The following is a 23,873-nucleotide window of genomic DNA, read 5'->3' as shown; positions in this document are numbered from 1 at the left end:
AGGAATTATAGCGGTGCTTGGCGCAGGGGGAAATTTAACTTTTAGAGATTCTTTATTCAGGCGGGCGTGAAACGAGGATTTATTGCGTACACCGGTCGAGCCCGGTGTACGCAATAAATGGAATAAACCTAGCGGTTGATGGCCTTATGGCCAATATCGGTGCGGTAGTAAACGTCGTTCCAGCTAATTTTATCGACCGCCTGATAAGCAGCCTGCTGCGCCGCGGCAACGCTGTCGCCCAGTGCGGTGACACACAGTACTCGCCCACCGTTGGTGGTGATTTGACCGGCTTCGTTCTTCGCCGTTCCTGCCTGGAAGACTTTAGCGCCAGTGGCTTCAGCGGCTTCGATGCCTTCAATGACATCGCCCTTGCGGTAATCGAACGGATAACCGCCGGCAGCGAGCACAACCCCGATGGCGGCCTGTTCTGTCCAATTGGCTTGCTGTGTCGCCAGGTTGCCGTTGATGGCAGCCAGACAAAGTTCGCTGAGATCCGATTGCAGCCGCATCATAATAGGCTGGGTTTCCGGATCACCGAAGCGGCAGTTGTATTCCAGCACGAAAGGCGTCTTGTCTTCGCCAACCATGATGCCGGCATAAAGGAAGCCACGGTAGCGGTTGCCTTCTGCGTTCATGCCTTTAACAGTCGGGTAGATCACTTCATTCATGATGCGATCATAAATTTCTCCGGTCACCACCGGTGCCGGAGAGTAAGCACCCATGCCGCCAGTGTTGGGGCCGGTATCGCCGTTGTCGCGGGCCTTGTGATCCTGGGATGTGGCCAGTGGCAGTACATCTTCACCATCAACCATAACAATAAAGCTGGCTTCTTCACCGGTTAAAAACTGCTCGACAACCACGCGCGCGCCGGCATCACCGAATTTGTTGCCGGACAGCATGTCTTTGACCGCTGCGATGGCTTCTTCGTTGGTCTGCGCCAGAATCACACCCTTACCTGCTGCTAGGCCATCGGCCTTAACAACAATGGGCGCACCCTTTTCTTCGATATAGGCAATGGCTTTGTCTTCTTCAGTAAATACACCGTAGAAAGCCGTTGGAATGTTGTGGCGGGCGAGAAAGTCTTTGGTGAAGGCTTTTGAGCCTTCGAGCTGAGCGGCGGCCTTGGTTGGCCCGAAGATCGCCAGACCCTGTGCTTCAAAGTAATCCACCACGCCTTCGACCAGTGGCGCTTCCGGGCCAACGATGGTCAGTTCTATCTGGTTGGCTTTGGCAAACTCTGCCAGGGCTGGGAAATCCAGCGCATCAATCGCAACATTGGTAATGCCGCTTTCACCATCGGTACCGGCATTGCCGGGTGCTACGAATACCTTTTCGACCTTGGCATCCTGAGCGGTTTTCCAGGCTAATGCATGCTCACGGCCACCGTTACCAATAATCAATACATTCATGTGTGCTCTCCTGTTAGTGGCGGAAGTGGCGCATGCCGGTGAATACCATGGCGATGCCATGCTCGTCGGCGGCTTCAATTACTTCGTTGTCGCGCATGCTGCCACCCGGTTGAATGACTGCGGTAATACCGGTCTCTGCGGCCTGATCAATACTGTCACGGAACGGCAGGAAGGCTTCAGAGGCCATCGCGGAACCGGCGATCTCGATGTTTTCATCCGCGGCTTTAATCTTGGCGATAATGGCACTGTACACGCGGCTCATCTGACCTGCACCGATGCCGGTGGAGAGGCCGTCTTTGGCGTAAACAATGGCGTTGGATTTAACAAACTTGGCAACGTTCCAGGCAAACAGCATGTCTTTGATCTGCTGTTCGGTTGGCGCAACCTTGGTGACGACGTTGAAATCCGCCGGGGTGATCTTGCCCAGATCGCGATCCTGTACCAACAGGCCACCGGTAACGCGCTTGAAATCGAGCGCCGGCTTTGCCGCACCCCACTGGCCGCATGCCAGCAGGCGGACGTTTGGCTTGGCTGCAACCACTTCTTTTGCCGCCGCTGAAACGGCCGGGGCAATGATGACTTCCACAAACTGGGTGCCGATGATGGCACTGGCTGCTTCAGCATCCAGCTCGCGGTTGAAGGCAATAATGCCGCCGAAGGCCGATTTGGTGTCGGCAGACAGCGCACGCTGATAGGCTTCCTTCAGGCTGGCACCGGTTGCAACGCCACAAGGGTTGGCGTGCTTGACGATAACGCAGGCCGGCTCTTCAAAACACTTGACGCATTCCAGTGCGGCATCGGTATCGGCAATGTTGTTGTAGCTCAGCGGCTTGCCCTGAAGCGTGGTAATGGTGGAGATGCCGGCTTCTTTTTCGCCCGGTTCAACATAGAAGGCGGCCTTCTGATGCGGGTTCTCACCATAGCGCATGACCTCTTTCAGCTCGAACTGGCTGTTGAAGGTGTTCGGGAAGTCGGTACGTGCAGGCACCTCGGCTGCCGGGGTTTCCGCCGGAACAGTACCCAGGTAGTTGGCAATCATGCCGTCGTACTGCGCGGTGTGTTCAAAGGCAGAACGGGCCAGTTCAAAGCGGGTGCTGGCCTTAATGCCACCGAACTCATCCAGTTCTTTCACCAGGTCGTCATACTTGCTGGCGTCGACAACAATGGCAACATCTTTATGGTTCTTGGCGGCAGAGCGCACCATGGTTGGCCCGCCGATGTCGATGTTTTCAATGGCATCGGCAAGAATGCAGTCGTCTTTGGCAATGGTTGAGGCGAACGGGTACAGGTTAACAACCACCAGATCGATCGGGTCGATACCGTGCTGCTGCATCACTTCATCGTCGGTGCCGCGGCGGCCGAGAATACCTCCATGAATTTTCGGGTGCAGTGTCTTAACACGGCCGTCCATCATTTCCGGGAAGTCGGTTACGCTGGAAACTTCCTCGACCGGGATGCCACTGTCTTTAAGTAGTTTAAAGGTACCGCCGGTGGAGATAATGTCGACATTGCGTTCACTGAGGGCCTTGGCAAATTCAACGATGCCGGATTTATCTGAAACGCTGATGAGTGCTTTTTTAGGGGTAACTACCGATTCTGACTGGCTCATGGATTCCTCGGATTGGAAGTATAAAATTGATTAAACGGTCAAAAAAAGAAAGCGTTAAAAACAACAAAGGCGACCGAAGTCGCCTTTTGAATTTTACAGTAAGCCGTATTGCTTCAGCTTTTTGCGCAGTGTGCCTCGGTTCAGACCGAGTACCTTGCTGGCTTTGGTCTGGTTGTCCCGGCAGTAACGCATAACGGCCTCGAGCATTGGCGCTTCAACTTCGTTCAGCACCATCTGATGTACGTTGGTGATGTCCTGACCCTCCAGATGAGAGAAGTAGTTTCTCATCGCAATCTCAACGCTGTCGCGCAGAGTTTGGGGTGCTTCAGCCGCAGCGTGAATATTGAGTGGTTCTGATGATTCGGTGTTTGGTACAAGAGCTTCTGCTTTCATGCGGCGCTTTCCTTCAGTCTTTCAAATTGTTCAAAAATGTTTTCTATCGCCTGAATTTGCTCATGACAATGTTCAAGCGAATTAAATTGTTGGTAGTGGTGCTTGGCAATCCCCTGACCTTTGAGATACCAGCCCAGGTGCTTGCGGGCTATGCGCACACCCATATAGTCGCCATAAAATTCGTGCAGGGCGTTTATGTGTCCGGTCAGTGTGCTGAACACCTCCTGTTTGGAGGGCTCTGCAATCAGCTGACCAGTCGCCAGGTACTGATTTATGGCCTGGAAAATCCACGGATTCCCCTGAGCGCCCCGGCCGATCATGACACCGTCGGCGCCAGTGATATTTAATACGCTGGCGGCTTTTTCCGGGCTGTTGATGTCGCCGTTGGCTAATACCGGAATGCTGACGGCCTGCTTTACTGCGGCGATGGTTTCATATTCTGCTTCGCCATTGTAGGCATCTGCCCGGGTGCGGCCATGAACAGAGAGTAGGGCAATACCGTTCTGTTCTGCCATTTTGGCAATAGTGACCGCATTCTTGCTGTGTTCATCCCAACCGGTGCGAATCTTCAGAGTAACCGGCACTGAAACCGCGCGGGTAACAGCTTCGAGAATATCGGAAACCAGGGCTTCGTCTTTCATCAGTGCCGAACCGGCAGCACGGTTACAGACCTTCTTGGCCGGGCAACCCATGTTGATATCGATGATCTGTGCACCCAGTTTCACGTTATTGGCCGCTGCGACAGCAAGTGCCTGTGGGTCACCGCCGGCAATCTGCACGCTGATTGGGCCTTCCTCGCCAGCATGGTTCATACGCCAACGGGATTTATTGGTTTTCCACAGCCTGGTTTCGCTGGTGACCATTTCAGAGACTGCTAAACCGGCACCCAGCGAACGGCACAGCTTACGAAACGGCTGGTCTGTTACGCCGGCCATTGGCGCCAGCACGGTCGGCTGTGTGATGGTGTAGGGGCCAATATTAAACACGAAACAGGTCAAAAAACGCTCAACTCAAGGGCGCGAAATAATAGCTGGTCTGCTGGGGTTTTAAAAGGTCGGTTAGACTAAATAAAGTCAAATATTTGCCTTGATGATCGGAATCGGTAGTGCTAGGTATCAGGCCCGCTTTATGGGGGAAAGCGCTATAGTTTTCAGTCACTTATAGCGCATCTGTTGATAATGATTAGTTACTGGCCGGAGTCAGCAGTAACTGATAATTCACTGCATTTGCACTTGGTTTCTTAATTGCCAGTGCAACGTAGATTCGGGTGTTGATAGGCATCTGCTCTACACCGGTCATTTCACCTTTCAAATACTGCTTCGGTTGGAATATCTGATCGGCAATAAGCTTGCCGTTAACATCGGTGTATTGCAGAACCAGAGCCGGGAAAGACTGCTTAAATGGCGCCTTGTTGGTGAGAATGACATCAACGACATAGATATCTGAGAGGCTGGTATCTTTGTGCTCGCGTACCAGTACGGAGGTGCGGATGCTGTTGAGGTCGACCTGATCCGGCAGTGTGCAGCCAATACGGTCGCAAACGGCCTGGTAAATGCCGCGCCATTGGTCCATGCGCGCGTAAGTTTCGCGTTCCATCCACGCCAGTTGCGCAACCAGGCCGACGGTTAGCAGAACAATCAGCAGCCAGCCAAGCGGGCGAAGCTTGTGGAAACGGTCTTCAAACGGAAAGTCGTGTTCAATCTCTTCGCTCGCCTGGGAGACTATCTGTGATGCACTCTGCGGGATCGAGAAATCGTCATCGTCGAAATCCAGGATCGAGTGAATTGGCTCTGGCTCAATGGGAACGCTTTCGACCTCGATAGCCGCCTTTTCTGGTTCCCGGGGCTTTTCGGTATCAAATACGGCTTTCTTTTGCTGCTCTTCCTGTTCCATCTCCTGCAGGATGGATTCGGCCCAACTCTCATCGACTTCATCGTCGTCATCGAAGTCGTCGTTTTCGGATTGGTGTATTTCCTGCTGGAAGTGATCCGCCTTGGGGGCGGTTTTCTGGCCGGAGTGCAGGTTCAGGAAGCTATCGGAAAGCTCGCCGAGGCCTTCTTCCTGTTCGTCTTCATCAAACAGCTTATCATTCGGGCCATCGCTGAATATGAACTCATCTTCCAGATCGTCGTCATCATCGCCATCGGCAAAAATGAATTCTGCATCGTCATCTTCTTCGGCGGCAAAAAACTCTTCGAAATCCGGCTCTTCGGCTTTAATAGGTGTTGGCACAGCTGCTGCCGGTTTTGGTTTGGCCGGGGGCAGATCCAGGCTGTCGTCAAATGGTGTTTTGGGTTTGGTTTTTACCGGAGCGGGCGCAGGTTTAACGGCTGCTGGTTTGACGGCCGCTGCGGGTGCCGGTTTGGCGACCGGCGCTGCTGGCGGTGTGGAGCCGGTAACGACATGGTTGCGAGCGCTAAATACCTGAAGGCAGGCGCCGCAGCGGACAGATCCATTGGCAACAGAAAGCTGTTCAGTTCTTACCCTGAAAGATGTTCCACAGTGGGGGCATTGAGTAATAAATGATTCAGCCATGGCCAGTGAGTTCCTTTGCATCCATGCCGGTTATAACGCATATAGGTTAATTTGCAAGATTGGTTTTTTTATCGGTAAAACCATAGCTTAGCCAACGAAGTTTAAGGAAGGTCTAACTTTAAATCAAATAGGCTGGCGTTGCACAGGGTGCTTATTTTCGTGAACCACTTAACCGAATCCAACCTTCCTTTTCCGCAACAGGGTCAAAATTGATCCAGGGTTGGTAGGCCTGCATAACCGTTTCGGCCTGATGGGCGAGAATTCCGGAGAGCACAATCGGAGCATTTGGTTTAAGGTGCCGGCAAATGCTCTCACTTAGATCGCACAAAGGGCCGGCCAGAATGTTGGCGACAACGATGTCATATTGCGCGTCGAGCTCACCCGGTTCCGTCGTTACCCGGTACTGATCGTCATTGATGCCGTTGGCTTGTGCGTTGTTTTTTGTGGCAATGAGCGCCTGAGGGTCAATATCCAGGCCATCCATGCGTGCGGAGCCAAGCAGAATGGCGGCCAGACCAAGAATGCCGGAGCCGCAGCCATAATCGAGAACGGATTCGCCGCCGTTGACGTTTTTATCCAGCCACTCAAGACACAAAAAGGTGGTTGGGTGGGTACCGGTGCCAAACGCCAGACCGGGGTCGAGCTTCAGGTTGACGGCATTTGTATCGGGCGCGTCTGTCCAGGAGGGTACAATCCACAGTTTTTCACCGCACTGAATGGGCTTGAAGTTACTCATCCACTCGCGCTCCCAGTCTTTATCTTCCAGGATCTCGGTCGTAATGGTGCCGGTTTGCAGCTGATTTTCTTTGATCACCGTGGAAATCTGCTCAAGCAGCTGCGGGGTATCGACATCTTCCTCAAACAACCCCTGAACCGTCGTCTGCTGCCACAGTGGTGTAGTTCCGCGAATCGGTTCGAAGACCGGCTGGTCTTTGCTGTCGAGCAGGGTGACGGCCTGACAACCGGCGATCAGCAGCGCATCCTCCAGCATTTCTGTGTGTTCAGGAAGGGTAGGAATGCGAATTTGTAACCAGGGCATCGGTTGATCTCTCAAGACGTTTGGGGAGGGGGAGTTTAGCGCGAAGGCTAAAAAAGAGAAGGGTGAATGTCACCCTTCTCTTTAAAGCGGCTTGTATAGGCCGTGCTTACTGTTCTTCTGCAAGCTTGTGTTCAAGATAGTGGATGTTGACTCCGCCTTTCTTGAAGCCTTCGTCGTTGACCAGTTTCTTCTGCAGTTCAACGTTCGACTTGATACCACCGACGACCAATTCATCCAGGGCGGAATTCATTCGCGCCAGAGCCTCAGCACGGCTGGGTGCAAAGGTGATCAGCTTGCCGATCATTGAATCGTAGTAAGGTGGAACCGTGTAGCCGCCGTAAATGTGCGAATCCCAACGAACACCTAAACCACCGGGTGGGTGGAATTGGGTAATCCGGCCCGGTGATGGCAGGAATGTTGAGGAGTCTTCGGCATTGATACGGCATTCAAAGGCATGGCCGGAAATTTCGATCTGATCCTGAGTGATCGAAAGAGGGTTGCCGGACGCAACATTCAGCTGCTCTTTAATGATGTCCACACCGGTCACCATTTCAGAGACAGGGTGTTCAACCTGAACCCGGGTATTCATTTCAATGAAGTAGAAATGACCGTCTTCATAGAGGAACTCGAAGGTGCCGGCACCGCGGTAGTTAATGTCGATACAGGCTTTGACACACGCTGCCTGAACTTTGGCGCGAGCCTGTTCATCGATATTGGGTGCCGGTGCTTCTTCCAGTACCTTCTGGTGACGACGCTGCAGTGAGCAATCGCGGTCACCCAGGTGAATAGCAGAGCCCTGGCCATCGGAAATAACCTGAATTTCCACGTGACGCGGATTGGTCAGGAATTTTTCCATGTAGACGGTGCCATCACCGAAGGCTGCTTTGGCTTCAGATTGAGTGACCTGAATAGACTTGATCAGCTCTTCTTCCTTTTTGACCACGCGCATACCGCGCCCGCCGCCGCCGGCTGCGGCTTTAATGATCACCGGGTAGCCGATGCGCTGGCCAATAGCCTTGCACTCGTCTTCATCTTCAGGCAACGGACCATCAGAACCCGGAACCGTTGGGACACCCGCTTTTTTCATCGCTTCAATAGCAGAAACCTTGTCGCCCATCAGGCGAATAACGTCTGCACTTGGGCCGATAAAGGTGAAGCCAGAGTTTTCAATCTGCTCAGCAAAGTCTGCCCGCTCAGCCAGGAAGCCGTAGCCCGGGTGGATGCCGTCAGCTTGGGTGACTTCAGCAGCCGAAATAATGGCCGGAATGTTCAGGTAGCTGTCGGTCGACGATGCCGGGCCGATACATACGGCTTCATCGGCCAGTTTGACATGCTTTAAATCGCGATCGGCAGTGGAGTGCACCGCCACGGTTTTAATGCCCAGCTCTTTACAGGCGCGCAGGATTCGTAATGCAATTTCGCCACGGTTGGCGATCAGTACTTTTTTCAACATGGGTTTGCCTCCGATCAGCTGATCGTGATCAGCGGCTGGTCAAACTCTACAGGAGAACCGTCTTCAACCAGAATGGCTTCAACAACGCCGCTCTTGTCAGCTTCAATTTGGTTCATCATTTTCATCGCTTCAACGATGCAGATGGTGTCGCCGGCAGAAACCTGCTGTCCTACTTCAACAAACTTAGGGCTGGTGGGTGAAGGCGAGCGGTAGAAGGTGCCGACCATTGGCGATTTCACTGCGTGACCCGCTATTTCTGCAGCAGGGGCAGCCGCTTCCGGTTCAGAAGCGGCTGCCGGTGCAGCAACAGGTGCGCTGGCGACAGGTGCAGCGTAGTGAACAGGGGCCTGTGCAGCCGCTGAATGGGAATTACGGCTGATGCGGATTGCTTCTTCTCCCTCAGAAATCTCAATTTCGTCAATGTTTGATTCTTCAAGAAGTTCAATAAGTTTTTTGACTTTGCGAATGTCCATGTGTTGACCTCAACAATTTAATTATGTCGTCTGTTATTTGAGTAATTGATCTGCGGCTTTAAGAGCCAGTGAATAGCTGTTAGTTCCAAACCCAGCCATAACACCACAAGCCAGTGGTGCCAGATAGGAATGGTGTCTGAATTCTTCCCGTGCATGCACATTGGATAAATGTAGCTCGATAAACGGCTTACTTACACCGGCCAGTGCATCTCGGAGAGCAACACTGGTGTGCGTATAGGCGCCCGGGTTGATCAGAATGAAATCAGTCCCGTCAGTCAGTGTTTCATGAATGCGATCAATCAGAACGCCTTCGTGATTCGATTGAAGGTGACGGAGGCTGTGACCCATAGTCTCAGCTTCATTCGAAAGTTGGCTTACGATGTCGTTCAGGGTATCAGCACCGTAAATTTCTGGTTCTCGGGTACCTAATAAGTTCAGATTGGGTCCATTGAGTAACAAGATAGTAGCCATGAAGCACCTTGGGTTAAATATAAAGGTAGTTAATTTGTCGCTAAAAGCATCGAAATTGCAACCATCGCAGCAAGATAATGCGGTTATCTTACATGCGCAACCAAAATGATGAACATTAGTTGTGAATTTTAGTCACTAAATGTACGCAAAGCACACGTATTCTCGCCTCAGGCGGAATGCTGGAGAAAGTGTAAAAGAATAAATTACTTAAAGGTGTGAAAAGGGCAGGCTCATTTTTCATTCAGACCACTGGTAGATGCAGGTGGGCTAACCACTTCGGGCAGGGCCGGAATTATGAAAAAAAGAGGCAGAAAGGCTATTGGCGAATACTGTAAGTCCCGCTACCCTCATAACAATAGTTTATGGAGTTTCGGGCATGATCAAAACAAGAGCTAAGCGCCTGTGGGCGGCAATGAAGCAAAAGGCGCCTTTTGCTGGAAAGGAAGAGGGGGCGGGTAAGAAAAGCTGGAAGCGCATTCTGTCAGCTTTGGTCGTCCTGCTGCTGGTGATTTGGGTTGTTCTGGGAATTTACTGGAGCATGGAGCCCGGCGATCAGAATGTTGTGCAGCTGGCTCAGGAGTCGGTAGAAAGCCAGGGTCAGAAAATGGTGGTTGGCTACACGACGGCCTTTACTCTGAAACATCTGGCAGACACGCTGCTCAGTAAGCCGGGTGGCTACCTTTCCAACGATGTAATGCCGCCGTCTGTGTTCCTGGATAACATGCCGAACTGGGAATACGGTGTGGTGATTCAGCTTCGGGATTTGTCACGTTCACTGCGGAAGGATATGAGCCGTTCTCAATCGCAATCGACTGAAGATGTAGATTTGGTTAAGGCTGAGCCGCTGTTTCACTTCAATAACGACAGCTGGATGTTGCCTTCCACCGAGGGTGAGTACCGCAGCGCCGTGCGCTACATCGAAGGTTATATGAAACGCCTGGCAGACCCTGCTCAGCCCGATGCTCAGTTCTATGCCCGTGCAGATAATCTATCGAGTTGGCTGATGGATGTTGAGACGCGCCTGGGTTCGCTGTCTCAGCGGCTCAGTGCCAGTGTGGGTCAGCAGCGCTACAACACGGATTTAGCCGGTGAAGCGAATGCTGCACAATCAACGCCGGCGCAATCGCAAAGTCAGGTGAAAACACCACGCTTTGAGGTTGATGATATCTTCTACGAGGCGCGGGGTTATTCATGGGCATTGCTGCATGTGCTGCGTGCTGTCGAGGTCGATTTTGCGACGGTTTTGGAAAACAAAACTGCATTGGTCAGCCTGCAGCAGATTATTCGCGAGTTGGAATCGACTCAGGAGACGGTTTGGTCGCCGTTCATTCTGAACGGAAATGGTTTCGGTATGATCGCCAACCATTCACTGGTGATGGCTAACTACATTTCCCGTGCGAATGCCGCCATTATCGATCTGCGCGAGCTGTTGGATAAGGGCTGAGCAAGGCTTACCGCTCAATAAGAAAAGGCCACGCGATGTGGCCTTTTTTGCAGTGTCGCGGCCCTCTGGACCGCGGGCGTCTCTGGAATCTCGTATCTAGAACCTAGCATCTAACGTCTCACGTTTAACGTCCAACCTATAGCTACGCGCCACCAACCGGTGCTTCCCGCTTAGGTGTTCGGGAACTCGGCCTGCGGCCTCAGACACCCCTCTGCACCTGCGCAGAAAGCCCCGGCTTGTGGCTCTGATGCGTCTTGCATCTCACGTCTAACGTCTTACATCTCACGTCTAACGCCACTGCCCGACCACTCGCATCCAGCATCGAGCATCCAGCCTCTAAACCCTACTTCTTCGCCGCCTCAAAAGACTCGCTGATGATGGCTTTCGCTTTGGCCGCGTCTGCCCAGCCTTCTACCTTCACCCACTTGCCCACTTCCAGGTCTTTGTAGTTTTCGAAGAAGTGTTTGATCTGCTCCAGCAGCAGTGGCGGCAGGTCGGTTGCTTCCTGGACATCTTTATAGATGGTGGTCAGCTTGTCGTGTGGTACTGCAACGACCTTGGCGTCGGAACCGGCTTCGTCGGTCATTTCCAGTACGCCGATTGGGCGGGCGCGGATAACGGAACCCGGTGCAACCGGGTAAGGCGTGACCACCAGTACGTCGACAGCGTCGCCATCGTCGGCCAGGGTGTTAGGGATATAGCCGTAGTTCGCCGGGTAGAACATTGGCGTTGCCATGAAGCGGTCGACCATCAGGGCATCGAATTCTTTTTCGATCTCATATTTGATCGGGCTGTGATTGGCAGGAATTTCAATAACAACGTAGACGTCGTTTGGTACGTCTTTACCGGCGGGGACTTGGTTATAGCTCATGATTTGCCTCTTTTGATAGGTTTTGTGAATCAACGGGCGAATTATAGACAGTGTGCCCAAGGAGCACACTGCAACTAAAGAAAGAGGCCGATAGCCTTTTCTTATTCGGTGATCTGGCTGAAGCGCTCAAAGTAGTCCGGGAAGGTCTTTGCGGTACAGCCCGGATCGTTGATGACAACGCCATCGGTGGCAAAGGCCGCCAGTGAGAAGCACATGGCAATCCGGTGATCATTATAGGTATCGATAGCCGCGCCCTTAACGCTGGCCGGAGGTGTCACGGAAATATAATCGTGACCATCATCGACTGTTGCGCCCAGCTTACGAAGTTCAGTCGCCATGGCTTCAATGCGATCAGTTTCTTTAACGCGCCAGTTGTAGATGTTGCGGATTGTCGTGGTGCCTTCTGCGAACAGCGCGGCAACGGCAATGGTCATGGCGGCATCCGGAATATGGTTCAGGTCGAGATCAACGGCCTTCAGCGGGCCCTTGGCAGACACTTCAATCCAGTTTTCAGACCAGGTGACGGTAGCCCCCATCTTTTCCAGCACTTCAGCAAAGCGGGTATCGCCCTGAACCGAAGCGGTGCCGGTACCGTGCACCTTGACCGGGCCTCCACCAATAGCGCCGGCAGCCAGGAAGTAGCTGGCGCTGCTGGCATCGCCTTCCACCAGGATGCTGCCCGGTGAGCGGTACTGCTGCTTGCCGTCTAATACAAAGCGCTGATAGTTCTGATTATCGACTTCAACACCAAATTGCTTCATGACGTTCAGGGTGATGTCGATGTATGGCTTGGATACCAGCTCGCCTTCAACCTCAATGGTGATTTCCTGTTTCAGCAGCGGGGCGGCCATGAGTACGGCGGTCAGGAACTGGCTGGAAATGCTGCCGTCGATGGATATCGGCTTAGCCGTCAGTTGCTTCGCTTTGATTTTAAGCGGTGGGAAGCCGGGGTCTTTCAGGTATTCAACGTCGATGCCCAGCGGCTGCATGGCGGTGATCAGATCCCCGATAGGGCGTTCAAACATGCGGTCTTCACCAGTCAGTTCAAATTCGCCGGAACCAATGCACAGGGCTGCAGCCAAGGGTCGCATGGCGGTGCCGGCGTTACCCAGAAACAGCGTTTCGATCTGGCCGCTGGCCAGTGGCCCGTTCAGGCCGTCAACGATGCATTCAGTGCGGTCTTCGCTCAGTTGGTAGCTAACGCCCAGTTGCTTTAATGCGGTCAGCATGTGGCGGATGTCATCGCTGTCGAGCAGGTTTGAAACGGTGGTCTTGCCCGAGCACAGAGCGGCCAGTAGCAAAATTCGGTTAGACAGGCTCTTGGAGCCGGGAATGGTGATGTCGCCTTGAGCGCGGCTTAATTTAGGAAGAGCTAGTGTTTGCATAATATCCTGAATGCGGTTTGGAATTGGAGGTGTTGCGGCCATTGTAAGCCAGTTTGCTGCGGGCTACACCCGTCTATTGGTGTAAATGCTGCAGCACAGGGATTCGTTTTTGAGACGGGTTCAGGCCGGAGCAGCAGGCCGTAAATGCGCCGCTGCCCTGGTTAAGTGGCTACTTATTTGGCAATCAGGATGTCGACAGTAATCCGGTCGAGAACCTTTTCTGCGGTATGGCCGAGCAGCCAGCGCTCAATGCCGGATCGGGAAACGGCCCCCATGATGACGATATCGACATCATATTCGTACAGGAAATCCGGAATCACCTGCACCGGTGAACCCATTTCCAGCTTGGCGTTATCCGGTTCAATGCCGGCGCGGCTGGCCAGCTCATCCAGTGCATCCTTGTGCTGCTGGCGGATCTCTTCACCCACATCAGCTGAGTTAATGGCCGGCTGATCCAGATAAATCATCAGTGGGGTTGGGTCATAAACATGCAGCAGTTGCAGTTGGCCATTGAGTGCCTTTTTCAGCTTCTGGCCATACTCGATGATGTGGTCATCGAGGAAATCCGGCTTGTCGTTGGTGCGTACAGGGTCCACCGCCGCGGTAATCATAATTTTGTCATGCCAGGCCGTGCGCTTGGTGAGCAGCAGTGGTACCGGGCAGTGGCGGATCAGTTCCCAGTCGGTTTGGCTGAAGAAGGTTCGCTGCAGTACGTTTTGATGGTGCGTTGCCTTAACGACCAGGTCAGCGGGGTTGTCCTGCAGGTAGTTCAGCAGCGCGGTGCCGGCGTGTTTATCCCAAACGGCCTCGGTGGCTACCTTGACATTGCGGTTGCGGGCGACGTCGGCTAACGCCTCCAGGCCATCGATCATGCGCGACAGATAGGCATCGCGGGCATTTTCAGAGTGTGGATGGGCACTGCTCAGTGCACTGTCGTAGCCGGATGAAAACAGGGTGATAGATGCTTCAGAGATTTGCGCCAGCTGGGCTGCCTTTTCAACAGCGGGAGCGCTTTCTTCAGCGGGATCGAGTAAAACAATGATTTGGCCGTGTTCGAACATAGCGAGTCCTCCAAGCCTGTAATTCTGGCCCGGTCATCGACCGGGTATCAGTATTAAGACTAGAAGGGGTGGCCAGTTTTGCGCTGACCTACATCAACATCAGGGAATGATTTGGAATACTTTAACTACCTTTTGAACGCCGTTTACTTCTGATGCGATCTGCACAGCACGGTCAGCCGTTTCTTCGGTGACCCGGCCCATGATGTAAACTACGCCTTTCTGAACGATGACATCGATGTTTGAGGATGAGAAGTTATCGGCCGAAAACATGCGCGAGCGAACCTTAACGCCCAGCCATTTATCGCTGGAGGCGAGGCTGGTTTTAATGTTCGGCTCTGCGGTCAGATGATTGTGAATGGCCTGAACCTGAGTATCGCTGCTCAACAGCTCGGTAGCGCGCTGAACCATTTCAGCTGTGGGTACCTGGCCAACGATAAGCACGACGCCGGCATTAACGTAAATATCGACATTCGCTTCTTTGTAACGCTCGTCGTATTTTTCCAGGTTGACCGCCAAGCGGGTGCGGGTATTTTTATCGTCGATCACTTCACCCATGGTGCGACCTTCCGGGTCGGTGGTGATCGGGTCTTCTGTTACAGCGCTGGTGAGGGTGGTACAGCCGTTTAAGACGACAAGCAGGGTTAACGCAGCAAATAGTTTCTGGATCATAGTTCACTTCCGAAAATAGCATTTTCAATCAGTTCTACCAGGCAGTTCAGCAGCATATGGTGAGTCAGCTGGACCGGCCCGATGCGGTCGTTTTCAACACGCAGTTCAATATCGGTATCTTCAAGCAGGGCGGCAACATCACCGCCGTTTCCGCCGGTCAGGGCGATGACCGTGGTGCCCTGATCGTGCGCGGCCTGAATGGCCTTAACCAGCGCCGAGGCGGTTCCGGTTGCCGAGACAATCAGCAGGATATCCTGTTCATGACACAGCGCCCGAATCTGTTGTGAGTAGATGTCGCCCGGCCCTGAATGGTTGGCTATTGCACTGGTCATCACACCGTCGCCATTTAAAATGATAGCCGGCAATCCGGGGCGTTCGCGCTCAAATTTACTGAGCATACGTACGGCGAAGCTGGCCGCCGTTGCACCGGAAGTCCCCATGCCACAAACCGCAACCTTGCCGTCACTGAGCAGGCACTCGGTGATCACATCGCTGGCGTGAACCAGCAGGTCGGATAGGGTTTCAGCGGCCATCTGGAAGGTTTCCAGTGACTGACCAATTTGCTCAACGATTAAATCTTCCGGATTCATAACGCGGCCTGAAAGGCTCCTTTAATCCATTCAATGCTGTTTCCGGCATCGATAGCTATGACATCAAAGCGCATAAAAAGTGAGCTTAACGCCGGGTTGGTTAAAATAAAGTACTGTGCTGCTTTGGTAATCTTCTTCTGCTTCGCCGTGGTAACGCTGGCGGCAGCACCACCAAAGCCTGCACTGGAACGATAGCGAACTTCAACAAATATCAGCTCATTGCCATCCCGGCAGATCAGATCGATCTCGCCGAAACGTGAATGAAAATTCTGCTGAATGACCTTCAGACCGGCCTCGCTCACGGTGCGTGCAGCCAGGCTTTCGGCCTGACTGCCCTTGGTTAGATGTTCAGGCTTGCTCATAGGTCGGCTGACAGCTCTTCGTTGCCCTTATCCAGAAAAGGTGCGGGTTCTACAATACCATTTTTTACCACGGCCCAATCGAGCTCGCGTATGACACGGCCGGTATCGCTCATGGTTAATGCACCGGTGACACCCTGAATGCGGACATCGCCAAAGACGGACATCTGTGGCGCACGCGGATACAGCCGGTAGGCATCAATGCCCAGCGCCACCAGTGACGCATAGTTAGCAATGCTGTTCTGGAAGGCTTCGCTGGCCTGCTGTTTTTCGGGCTGGTCATAGAGTCGCCACGGCATTTCCACAAAGCGGATGTTGTTTAAATCCTGATCTTTATCCGGAGCCTGCTGGCCGGCGTAGATGTTGGAGGTTGCGACCACCGGAATATCGGAGGCGCGCTGATAGTTGAGTATCGGTTTCAGCTGGCGTGCCTGAGCAGGGAAGGCCACCATGAATACCATGTCGACATCCTGACGGCGGCGGAATTCGAATTCCAGATCAGAATCCAGTCGCTGCGCCAGCAGTGCGTGGCGCCGCTCGCTATCAGAAATATTCAGTGCGTACTTGATGTTGTTCAGGTACTGATCCGGCCGGTTGAAGCGCGCCTTGCTGGTGATCGAGCCGCCATGCAGTTGCCACTGGCTGATAAAGGCATCGGCAACGCGGTCGCCCCATTGGCTGTCCGGTGAGATTACCATGACATTGCGCACGCCCTGCTGCCAGATGTCGTCGGCAATCTGAATGGCTTCGTCTTCCGGTGCCAGACCGAACTGATACAGGTTGCTGACCTTGCTGGCACGGGTGTCGGCATAGTTCAGGGCCAGTACCGGAACATCCAGCTGGTTGTAGTCGATCAGTTGCTGCACCTTGTTTTTTGACAGCGGACCGATGACTAATTCCGCACCATTGATTCGGGCGATATCGTAAAGCTTAACGGCATCTTCAACGTTAGCCGTGTCGTAAAAACGCAGCTCCGGTGTGTCGTTTCCGCTCTGTTGGGTTGAATACCAAGCAGAGAGCAAGCCATTACGAATTGCTTTACCGGCGTTTACCAGTGGCCCGGAAAGCGGCAGCATGACGGCAATTTGAGATGGCTGGGAAAGCGACAGCTCTCTGAGCATTTGCAGGCTGCCGGGCAGGTTCTGGGCTGCCGGATGCATTGGGTTACTTTCCTGCCATAGCTCGACCGACTTCAGCAGCTGGTTTAAATCACTGCTTTGCTCCTGGCTCAGAATGGCCAGATTAAGCCAGCCGTCCATATCCGGGCTGGATTCATACTCTGCCAGTTCCTTCAGGCGTTCAGTAGGGACGAGCTGCAGGTTGAACCAGATTTGTTCCTGATTCTGTTCGCTCTGCTCTTCATTCAGGACCGGAGCCAGAAAGATTCGCTCGCGTGCCGCGGAGAGAGGGCGGCCAACCAGCTCGAAAGCGGTAGAACGCATCAGGCTTATTTCAATTTGATCTTCAAGTGGTAAGCCATCGAGTAAATAGGCATACTCGCCGCTGATCCAGTCCAGCGCTGTTTGCCCTTCGCCTACGGCGAGTGCGATACGCGCTTGATTCAGTATGTAACGAGTTTTTTGAGCAATGCTGATCTGCTCAAAATTCAGGCCATTTAAAATGATGCTGGCTTCTTCTATGTGCTCCAGCTCGGTCAATGCCTCAACGGCAGTCAGTTGCTGATCAACAAAGTCTGCATCCGCACTGGTTTGTGTGGAATCCGCATCAGCGCTGGTTGTTTGCACCGAAGTTGTGCCGCAACCGGAGATCAACAGCAGTAACAGCAGTGAAGAAAGAGTTGTTTGAAGTGTGAGTCTATTAAGCATAAAACAAGCAGCACTGTTTGAATAAAACTGCATTTTACTCAGTAACAACGATAAAAGTCATTGTTGAAAGCGAGCCAGGTTGTAAGGGGGAAGCAAATGGAAACCGTGTCAGCCGTAAAAAGTACCTTGTATGTGGTGGCAACACCGATTGGAAATCTGGAAGACTTAACTGTTCGGGCGGAGAAGATACTCAAACAGGTCGATATTATTTGCTGTGAAGATACCCGTCACAGTGCGCGGTTAATGGAAAGCATCGGCTGCAGAACACAGCTTATTTCTCTGCATGAGCACAACGAGCGTGAAAAATCCCAGTACATCGTTGATAAGCTGCGCGCCGGTGAGTCAATCGCACTGGTCAGCGATGCCGGAACACCGCTGATTTCTGATCCGGGTTATGTGCTGGTTAATAAAGTTGTCGAGGCAGGCCTGACGGTAGTGCCGGTGCCGGGCGTCAGCGCAGTAATTACGGCCTTATCGGTCGCGGGGTTGCCGACTGACCGCTGGTACTTTGAGGGCTTTCTGCCAAATAAGGGCTCTGCTCGCCTGAAGCGGATGGAGCAGCTGAAAGGTGCCACAGAGACACTTATTTTTTATGAAAGCAGCCATCGAATCGAAGCCTCTATGGCGGATGCCGTTACCGCCTTTGGTGCCGAGCGCCCGGTGGTCATTGCCCGTGAACTGACCAAAACCTTCGAAACGCTGTTGCGTGGCAGTGCCCAGGAGGTGCTCGAGCGGGTGCGTGCCGACAGCAATCAGCAGAAGGGCGAGTTTGTGGTGATGGTGGGTGGTGCGCAGCCTGTTGAGCAGGGTGATGAAGATAGCCGGGCGTTTTTGCTGGCTGATGAGCTGAAAGCGCTAATGCCACCGAAAAAGGCCGCTGCGGTGGTTGCCAAGGTGTTTGGCGGGAATAAAAAGACGTACTACGAATATCTGGCGGGTTTAAAAAAATAGGCAGCTCTTGAGCTGCCTATGGTTTGGAGGAGTAAACTCAACCTGTCTTATTTCGGCTCTTTGTAGCTGAACTCAGGGATCTCAACTTCTACCCGACGGTTCATTGAGCGACCTTCGGCGGTTTCGTTAGTAGCGATTGGCTGGCTTTCACCCATGCCTTTAACTGTTAACCGGCTGGCGTCGATGCCACCCTCTGTTAAGTAGTCTGCTACGGCTTGAGCACGCTGCTCTGAAAGACGCTGGTTGAATGCTTCTGAACCTCTGGAATCGGTATGGCCAATAATAGTGGCCTTGGATACAGGGTACAGATACAGGGTGTCACGCAGTGGCTCGAGGGCTTTTTTGCCTTCTGCTGAAAGTTCAGCACTGCCCACTTTGAACAGGCTTTCGTCATACATCTTCGCCTGCTGTTTGGTGACCCATTCCGGCGCCGGTGCTGGTTCCGGCTTGGCTACTGGCATTGGTTCAGGTTCTGGCATTGGCTCAGGTTCAGCAACCGGTTCTGGCATTGGCTCGGGTTCGGCGACCACTGGCTCTGGCATCGGCTCCGGCTCTGCCATAACAGGCATTGGCTCTTCTTCAGTTTTGCCAAAGTTAAAGCGCAGACCGGCAAAGACGGCATTGGTATCCACACCGTCAAAGATGTTATCGGTCATGCCATGATAGCGCTGATAGGCTAGGCGCAGGTCCCATTTATCTGAAAGCTGGTAATCTGCACCCAGCGCAATCGTTGGGACGATGTCATCTTCATCACCAAACTGCATATAGGCTGCGCCGATCTTGAAGAAGGCATCCAGTTTTTCAGTTAAGGGTGCAGAAAATTTTGGCATTAACGTGACGGCGGCAAGATGTTCTTTACTGATTTGTGCGGTGCCATCGACATAAGTAATTTCGTGTTCACCCAGCCAATCCAATCCCAGTTCAATGCCTAGCTGCTCATTGGCCTGATAACCGAGAAAGAGGCCACCGGCAATCGATTCATCTTCACAGTCTTCATACCAGGTGCAGGCGTCATTGACGTCGGCGTAGCCAACCTGACCACCAATATAGGTCTCTGCAAGTGCGTGTGAAGAGATGAATCCGCTGCACATCAATCCGGTAATCAGCGGTATAGAAATTGACTTGTTCATAAGAAGTCCTTTTATGGGGTTAAATAGTCGCGGGGAAGTTTGACGAATCTTTACACTGATCAGCTATCGTACAATAGTCTGGCAGATGCCGAGAGTTAATGTACTGTTGTTTCAAATGCGTGCTGTATATCGCCATTTTGATGCTCATCTTCAGTGTAGAACAGAAATCAGAGGGGTAAACCGGCCAGGCTGTGAATTATTTCAATTATCTGCTTGCCATCCTGTGAAAATCCGGTATTTTGCCGCGCGGGAGTCAGCCAGACAGTCGCCGCTCGCTTGCGAGGGGAGGAAAGTCCGGGCTCCATAGGGTAGGGTGCCAGATAACGTCTGGGCGGCGAAAGCCGACGGCAAGTGCAGCAGAGAGGAGACCGCCTTAGGCTTCGGCCTTCGGTAAGGGTGAAAGGGTGCGGTAAGAGCGCACCGCAACACTGGTAACAGTTGTTGGCGAGGTAAACCCCACCTGGAGCAAGACCAAATAGGATTCCGTTCGGCGTGACCCGCGCTGGAATCGGGTAGGTTGCTTGACTGTACGAGTGATTGTGCAGCTAGATGAATGACTGTCCACGACAGAACCCGGCTTACCGGCTGACTCCCCCACTTTTAAAAAAAGGCCCTGCACATTGGCAGGGCCTGATCACTTCTGGGTGGTTCAGCGATAAGTTAGTCGCTGATCATCGTCGAATGCCTTACAGCAGCCATTTCCACCAGATAAACACAGCCAGAAAGCCGAACAGGTAGGCCAGGCCGACCCAGCACAGGGCTTTCATGCGGGGTGTCAGAGCCAGTTCGCCGGTCAGGTTTGTGCCGGCGACCAGGCGGTAGTTCAGCAGTGCGAAAACCGGTGTGGTCATAAAGGCCAGGATCATGGCGAAGTTCAGCATGGTAATGAGTTCGGTGATCATGAAGAACAGAATGCCGACAGCCAGCACGCTGATCAGCAGCATCCAGCCATTGAGCAGAGTGCTCTGGCTTGCCGGTTTGGATTGCATCAGACGCTGTGATTCGGCCATGGCACGCGAGTAGCCGTCGATAACGGTGATGGTGCTGCCGAAAATACAGAAGAAGGCGATGATGGCAATCAGGTAGCGGGACCACTCGCCAATCGTCGTGGCGTACATGCTGACCAGCTGATGAGAGAAGCCAATGCCTGAGGTGCTCAGCTCCTGTCCATTGCCATGCAATACCAGTGCGCCCAGTGCCAGGAAGAAGATGGCCAGAATAGCGGTGCCTATGTAGCCGACGTTGAAGTCAAACAGGGCGGAGCGGGCGGTAACCTTCTGGTCTTTGCACTGGCTCTTCAGCCACATGGAGGTGATGCTGGAGATCTCAATCGGTGCCGGCATCCAGCCCATCATGATAACGATAAAGCCGATGGAGGCGATGCTCCACATGGTTGGCGTTTCATAGTTGGCCGGTGCAACTGCACCTTTAGAAAAGGCAATGCAGACCGCGCTGACGGTAGCAATCACCAAAACGATCATGATGGTTTTTGACAGTCTATCCAATGCTTTGTAGTGACCGGCCAGCAGAATGCCAAGGCAAATCAGGGCAATGACGACTGAGTTGGCAGTAAGTGACAGCTCAACCGGCGAGAAATAGCTCAACAGGCTGGCGCTGAACAGCAGCAGGGCTGCAGTATTGACAACGGCAGACACTCCGGTGAGCAGGGTAAACAGCCACAGATAGCCGCGGCCCATATCGCTGTAGCCTTCGATCAGGCTCTTGCTGGTGCCCATGGTGTACTGAACACCAGCGCGGAAGAATGGATATTTAAACAGGTTGACCAACAGGATGATGGCGGCCAGTTGCCAGCCATAGATAGCGCCTGCCTTGGTTGATGAGACTAGGTGTGAGCCGCCTACTGCGGCAGTAGCCATCATGATGCCTGGCCCTAATGAGCGTATCAGGCCCATAAATTGGGTGGGGCTGCGTCTTTCAGCAGTCATTGAGTTGTTCATTTGAATTCCTTAATGTTTGACTTCTCATGCAAGGCGCAGCTTGTATGTGTTTTATGTGCAGCGCTCAGTGCGCATAATAAGCTATTGGGGGGTTAAATAGCATCTGAAATGCTTATAAATTTGGTCGTCGTTATAAGAGTTGCTGAACAGATTCTGTCGCTTTTATTGAATGCTGGCTGAGCGACCTGCTGATTGCGATTTTCATCTCCTGGGTTGCTGGCTAAGCTTTTTGCAATATTAATTTTAATTCCAAAATATTCTAATACTTAAGGTTCTACTTTAACTTCCGCTCGTAACTTTCTGGCGCCTTTTGTTTTTGGTTTGTTAGTACTTGCTAACTTTCTACCCCACTTTGTGACCCACTTCCTAACCTTATGTTTTTAAAGGATTTTTTCTACCGCTTAGCGATAGTGAATACTTGCTTGTGGTGCTGGCTGCAACTATAGTGTCGAAATGTGGGGGAAAGTGGATATTTGTGGTATTTCTTCTTTGTTAGCAGTCACTAACTAATCACCGACACTATAAGAACTGGGGAAATAATGGCGCTGAGCGATAGCGTGATGTTGCGAGGAGTGCACTCTTTGGCCTTAGATGCCAAGGGGCGTATTGCTGTGCCCAGTCGATACCGGAGTGTATTGGACGCTGCTGCTGAGAATCACATGGTCATCACGATCGATACCGAATCCAAATGTCTGCTTATTTACCCTCTGCCTGAATGGGAAATTGTTCAGGAAAAAATTTCTGCTTTGTCCAGCTTTAATAAGGCTGCCCGTCGCCTACAGCGTTTGTTGTTGGGATACGCAACCGATGTGGATATCGACAGCGCCGGCCGACTGTTGATCTCCGGCCCGCTTCGGGAACACGCCGAGCTGGACAAAAAGGTTGTGCTGCTTGGGCAGGGCAATAAGTTTGAATTGTGGTCTGAAAGCCTGTGGCAACAGACGCGTGATGCCTATATCGCCGAAGCAGGTAATGAAGAATTAATGACAGAAGAGCTGGAGCAAATTTCGCTATGACGGGTTCACTGAACGATCAGTTTCTGCACGAAACGGTTCTGCTGCACGAAACCGTAGAGGCATTGCTGCCTTATAGCGGCATTTATATTGACGGCACCTTCGGTCGCGGCGGCCACAGCCGGCTGCTGCTATCTAAGTTGTCACCGGAATCGACCTTAATCGTCTTTGATAAAGACCCGCTGGCCATTGCCGAGGCCAAGCGTCTGGCCGCAGAAGATGGTCGCGTTGTGGTTATTCAGGCTGGCTTCGCGCAGATGCAGCAGGAAATGGAAGCGCGAGGGCTGCTGGGTAAGGTTAATGGCATTCTGCTCGACCTGGGGGTTTCGTCGCCACAGCTTGATGATGCCAGTCGGGGCTTTAGCTTTAAGGCCGATGGCCCGCTGGACATGCGCATGAACCCGGAAGCCGGCGTCAGCGCGGCAGACTGGATTGCTTCGGTGCGTGAAGAAGAGCTGGCCGATGTGCTGTTTAAGTATGGCGATGAGCGCTTTAGCCGCCGCATTGCCAAGGGCATTGTACTGGCGCGTGAGCGGCAGCCAATTACCACCACGTTGCAGTTGGCTGAGATTATTAAAGAGTCTCACCCTAAATGGGATCACAAGAAACACCCGGCAACCAAGTCGTTTCAGGCGATCCGCATCTTTATTAACGGTGAGCTGGATGAGCTGGATGCTGTGTTGGAAGGCTCACTGAAGGTGCTCAAGCAGGGCGGTCGCCTGGCGGTTATTTCTTTCCATAGCCTGGAAGATCGTGCGGTGAAACAGTTTATTCGCCTGCAGGCTCAGGGGCCAGAGTTGCCACCGGGCTTGCCGGTCATGGAATCGAGCATTGACCGTAAAATGCGTGCTGTCGGTAAAGCCATTAAGGCGACCGCGCAGGAGGTGAAGGTTAATGTGCGCTCGCGCAGCGCAACCTTGCGTGTGGCGGAAAGGCTGTGATCGTTAAGTCACCCTGGCTGACCTGGTCGGTCGTCGTTGTTTTAACGTCGGTCGCACTGGCAACCACCTTTTCGATCGTGTCGGTGACTTACAAAACGCGACAGCAGTTTTCACAGCTGGAGCAGATGCGCGAAGAGTTGAGAGTGATGCAGGAAGAGTGGGGCAAGCTGCTTTTAGAAGAAAGTGCCTTTTCATCGCCTTCCCGCGTGGAACGAATAGCAAGAGAACAGCTGCACATGGTGCTGCCAAGTGCGGAAAATATTAAAGAAATAGACAAGCTTAAATAGAGTTAA

23 protein-coding genes and 1 other RNA gene are annotated in these 23,873 nt (G+C 52.7%); 6 read left to right on the top strand and 18 right to left on the bottom strand.

What is annotated here, in order from left to right; translation table 11 throughout:
* Positions 1-128: 128 nt before the first annotated feature.
* The 9 genes from purD to aroQ form a co-directional block, all read right to left on the bottom strand.
* Positions 129-1,409: a phosphoribosylamine--glycine ligase gene (gene purD / locus BCF53_RS08020; protein WP_132701198.1), complete on the bottom strand. Its 1,281-nt coding sequence runs from the start codon at positions 1,407-1,409 to the stop codon at positions 129-131.
* A 13-nt stretch (positions 1,410-1,422) separates the two neighbouring features.
* Positions 1,423-3,018, bottom strand: a complete 1,596-nt coding sequence (gene purH / locus BCF53_RS08015; protein ID WP_132701197.1) for a bifunctional phosphoribosylaminoimidazolecarboxamide formyltransferase/IMP cyclohydrolase — start codon at positions 3,016-3,018, stop codon at positions 1,423-1,425.
* A 93-nt stretch (positions 3,019-3,111) separates the two neighbouring features.
* On the bottom strand, positions 3,112-3,411 hold the full coding sequence (gene fis / locus BCF53_RS08010) for a DNA-binding transcriptional regulator Fis (protein WP_132701196.1): 300 nt from the start codon (positions 3,409-3,411) through the stop codon (positions 3,112-3,114).
* Positions 3,408-4,397, bottom strand: coding sequence for a tRNA dihydrouridine synthase DusB (gene dusB, locus BCF53_RS08005; protein WP_132701246.1), 990 nt, complete (start codon positions 4,395-4,397; stop codon positions 3,408-3,410). The genes fis and dusB overlap by 4 nt, the downstream gene beginning before the upstream one ends.
* A 196-nt stretch (positions 4,398-4,593) precedes the next feature.
* Positions 4,594-5,946, bottom strand: coding sequence for a DUF3426 domain-containing protein (locus BCF53_RS08000; protein WP_165901849.1), 1,353 nt, complete (start codon positions 5,944-5,946; stop codon positions 4,594-4,596).
* A gap of 151 nt (positions 5,947-6,097) precedes the next feature.
* The gene (gene prmA, locus BCF53_RS07995) at positions 6,098-6,985 is read right to left on the bottom strand and encodes a 50S ribosomal protein L11 methyltransferase (protein WP_132701194.1); all 888 of its coding nucleotides are present in this window, start codon (positions 6,983-6,985) and stop codon (positions 6,098-6,100) included.
* 106 nt (positions 6,986-7,091) lie between these two features.
* A complete protein-coding gene (gene accC / locus BCF53_RS07990; RefSeq protein ID WP_132701193.1) occupies positions 7,092-8,438 on the bottom strand; it encodes an acetyl-CoA carboxylase biotin carboxylase subunit in 1,347 nt (448 codons plus the stop codon).
* Between the two features lie 14 nt (positions 8,439-8,452).
* A complete protein-coding gene (gene accB / locus BCF53_RS07985; protein WP_132701192.1) occupies positions 8,453-8,911 on the bottom strand; it encodes an acetyl-CoA carboxylase biotin carboxyl carrier protein in 459 nt (152 codons plus the stop codon).
* Between the two features lie 33 nt (positions 8,912-8,944).
* Positions 8,945-9,382, bottom strand: coding sequence for a type II 3-dehydroquinate dehydratase (aroQ, locus tag BCF53_RS07980; RefSeq protein ID WP_132701191.1), 438 nt, complete (start codon positions 9,380-9,382; stop codon positions 8,945-8,947).
* Between the two features lie 376 nt (positions 9,383-9,758).
* Here aroQ and BCF53_RS07975 point away from each other — a divergent pair, with 376 nt between their 5' ends.
* Complete coding sequence (locus BCF53_RS07975) at positions 9,759-10,826, top strand: DUF2333 family protein (RefSeq protein ID WP_132701190.1); 1,068 nt, start codon at positions 9,759-9,761, stop codon at positions 10,824-10,826.
* 343 nt (positions 10,827-11,169) lie between these two features.
* On the opposite strand, the gene ppa is transcribed toward BCF53_RS07975, so the two are convergent.
* The 7 genes from ppa to BCF53_RS07940 form a co-directional block, all read right to left on the bottom strand.
* Complete coding sequence (ppa, locus tag BCF53_RS07970) at positions 11,170-11,697, bottom strand: inorganic diphosphatase (RefSeq protein ID WP_132701189.1); 528 nt, start codon at positions 11,695-11,697, stop codon at positions 11,170-11,172.
* 101 nt (positions 11,698-11,798) lie between these two features.
* Entirely contained in the window at positions 11,799-13,082 is a 1,284-nt protein-coding gene (gene aroA, locus BCF53_RS07965; RefSeq protein ID WP_132701188.1) for a 3-phosphoshikimate 1-carboxyvinyltransferase, read from the bottom strand.
* A 173-nt stretch (positions 13,083-13,255) separates the two neighbouring features.
* Positions 13,256-14,143 carry a universal stress protein gene (locus BCF53_RS07960; protein ID WP_132701187.1) on the bottom strand — a complete coding sequence of 296 codons (888 nt, stop codon included), beginning with the start codon at positions 14,141-14,143 and terminating at the stop codon, positions 13,256-13,258.
* Between the two features lie 99 nt (positions 14,144-14,242).
* Entirely contained in the window at positions 14,243-14,812 is a 570-nt protein-coding gene (locus tag BCF53_RS07955) for a BON domain-containing protein (RefSeq protein ID WP_132701186.1), read from the bottom strand.
* Positions 14,809-15,402 (bottom strand): D-sedoheptulose-7-phosphate isomerase, encoded by a 594-nt coding sequence (locus BCF53_RS07950; RefSeq protein ID WP_132701184.1) that lies wholly within the window; start codon positions 15,400-15,402, stop codon positions 14,809-14,811. Before BCF53_RS07950 ends, BCF53_RS07955 begins: the two co-directional genes overlap by 4 nt.
* Positions 15,399-15,764: a YraN family protein gene (locus BCF53_RS07945; RefSeq protein WP_132701182.1), complete on the bottom strand. Its 366-nt coding sequence runs from the start codon at positions 15,762-15,764 to the stop codon at positions 15,399-15,401. The genes BCF53_RS07950 and BCF53_RS07945 overlap by 4 nt, the downstream gene beginning before the upstream one ends.
* Positions 15,761-17,587: a penicillin-binding protein activator gene (locus BCF53_RS07940; RefSeq protein WP_165901848.1), complete on the bottom strand. Its 1,827-nt coding sequence runs from the start codon at positions 17,585-17,587 to the stop codon at positions 15,761-15,763. The genes BCF53_RS07945 and BCF53_RS07940 overlap by 4 nt, the downstream gene beginning before the upstream one ends.
* A 96-nt stretch (positions 17,588-17,683) precedes the next feature.
* On the opposite strand from BCF53_RS07940, the gene rsmI reads away from it, so the two are divergent.
* Positions 17,684-18,538 carry a 16S rRNA (cytidine(1402)-2'-O)-methyltransferase gene (gene rsmI / locus BCF53_RS07935; RefSeq protein ID WP_132701180.1) on the top strand — a complete coding sequence of 285 codons (855 nt, stop codon included), beginning with the start codon at positions 17,684-17,686 and terminating at the stop codon, positions 18,536-18,538.
* A gap of 47 nt (positions 18,539-18,585) precedes the next feature.
* On the opposite strand, the gene BCF53_RS19425 is transcribed toward rsmI, so the two are convergent.
* Positions 18,586-19,668, bottom strand: a complete 1,083-nt coding sequence (locus tag BCF53_RS19425; RefSeq protein WP_243645795.1) for an OmpA family protein — start codon at positions 19,666-19,668, stop codon at positions 18,586-18,588.
* 249 nt (positions 19,669-19,917) lie between these two features.
* On the opposite strand from BCF53_RS19425, the gene rnpB reads away from it, so the two are divergent.
* Positions 19,918-20,265, top strand: an RNA gene (gene rnpB / locus BCF53_RS07925) — RNase P RNA component class A.
* A gap of 89 nt (positions 20,266-20,354) precedes the next feature.
* Here the strand turns inward: rnpB and BCF53_RS07920 are convergent.
* Positions 20,355-21,626: an NRAMP family divalent metal transporter gene (locus BCF53_RS07920; protein WP_132701178.1), complete on the bottom strand. Its 1,272-nt coding sequence runs from the start codon at positions 21,624-21,626 to the stop codon at positions 20,355-20,357.
* A gap of 539 nt (positions 21,627-22,165) precedes the next feature.
* Here BCF53_RS07920 and mraZ point away from each other — a divergent pair.
* The 3 genes from mraZ to ftsL are packed head-to-tail and all read left to right on the top strand — an operon-like array spanning position 22,166 to position 23,867.
* On the top strand, positions 22,166-22,642 hold the full coding sequence (gene mraZ, locus BCF53_RS07915; protein WP_132701176.1) for a division/cell wall cluster transcriptional repressor MraZ: 477 nt from the start codon (positions 22,166-22,168) through the stop codon (positions 22,640-22,642).
* Positions 22,639-23,580: a 16S rRNA (cytosine(1402)-N(4))-methyltransferase RsmH gene (rsmH, locus tag BCF53_RS07910; RefSeq protein ID WP_132701174.1), complete on the top strand. Its 942-nt coding sequence runs from the start codon at positions 22,639-22,641 to the stop codon at positions 23,578-23,580. Before mraZ ends, rsmH begins: the two co-directional genes overlap by 4 nt.
* Positions 23,577-23,867 (top strand): cell division protein FtsL, encoded by a 291-nt coding sequence (gene ftsL, locus BCF53_RS07905; RefSeq protein ID WP_132701172.1) that lies wholly within the window; start codon positions 23,577-23,579, stop codon positions 23,865-23,867. Before rsmH ends, ftsL begins: the two co-directional genes overlap by 4 nt.
* The last annotated feature ends 6 nt before the right edge of the window (positions 23,868-23,873 follow it).

It is taken from the genome of Reinekea marinisedimentorum (assembly GCF_004341165.1).
Lineage (GTDB): Bacteria > Pseudomonadota > Gammaproteobacteria > Pseudomonadales > Natronospirillaceae > Reinekea > Reinekea marinisedimentorum.
Note: the sequence above shows the minus strand (reverse complement) of the source record. Positions and strands in the feature narration are given on the sequence as shown.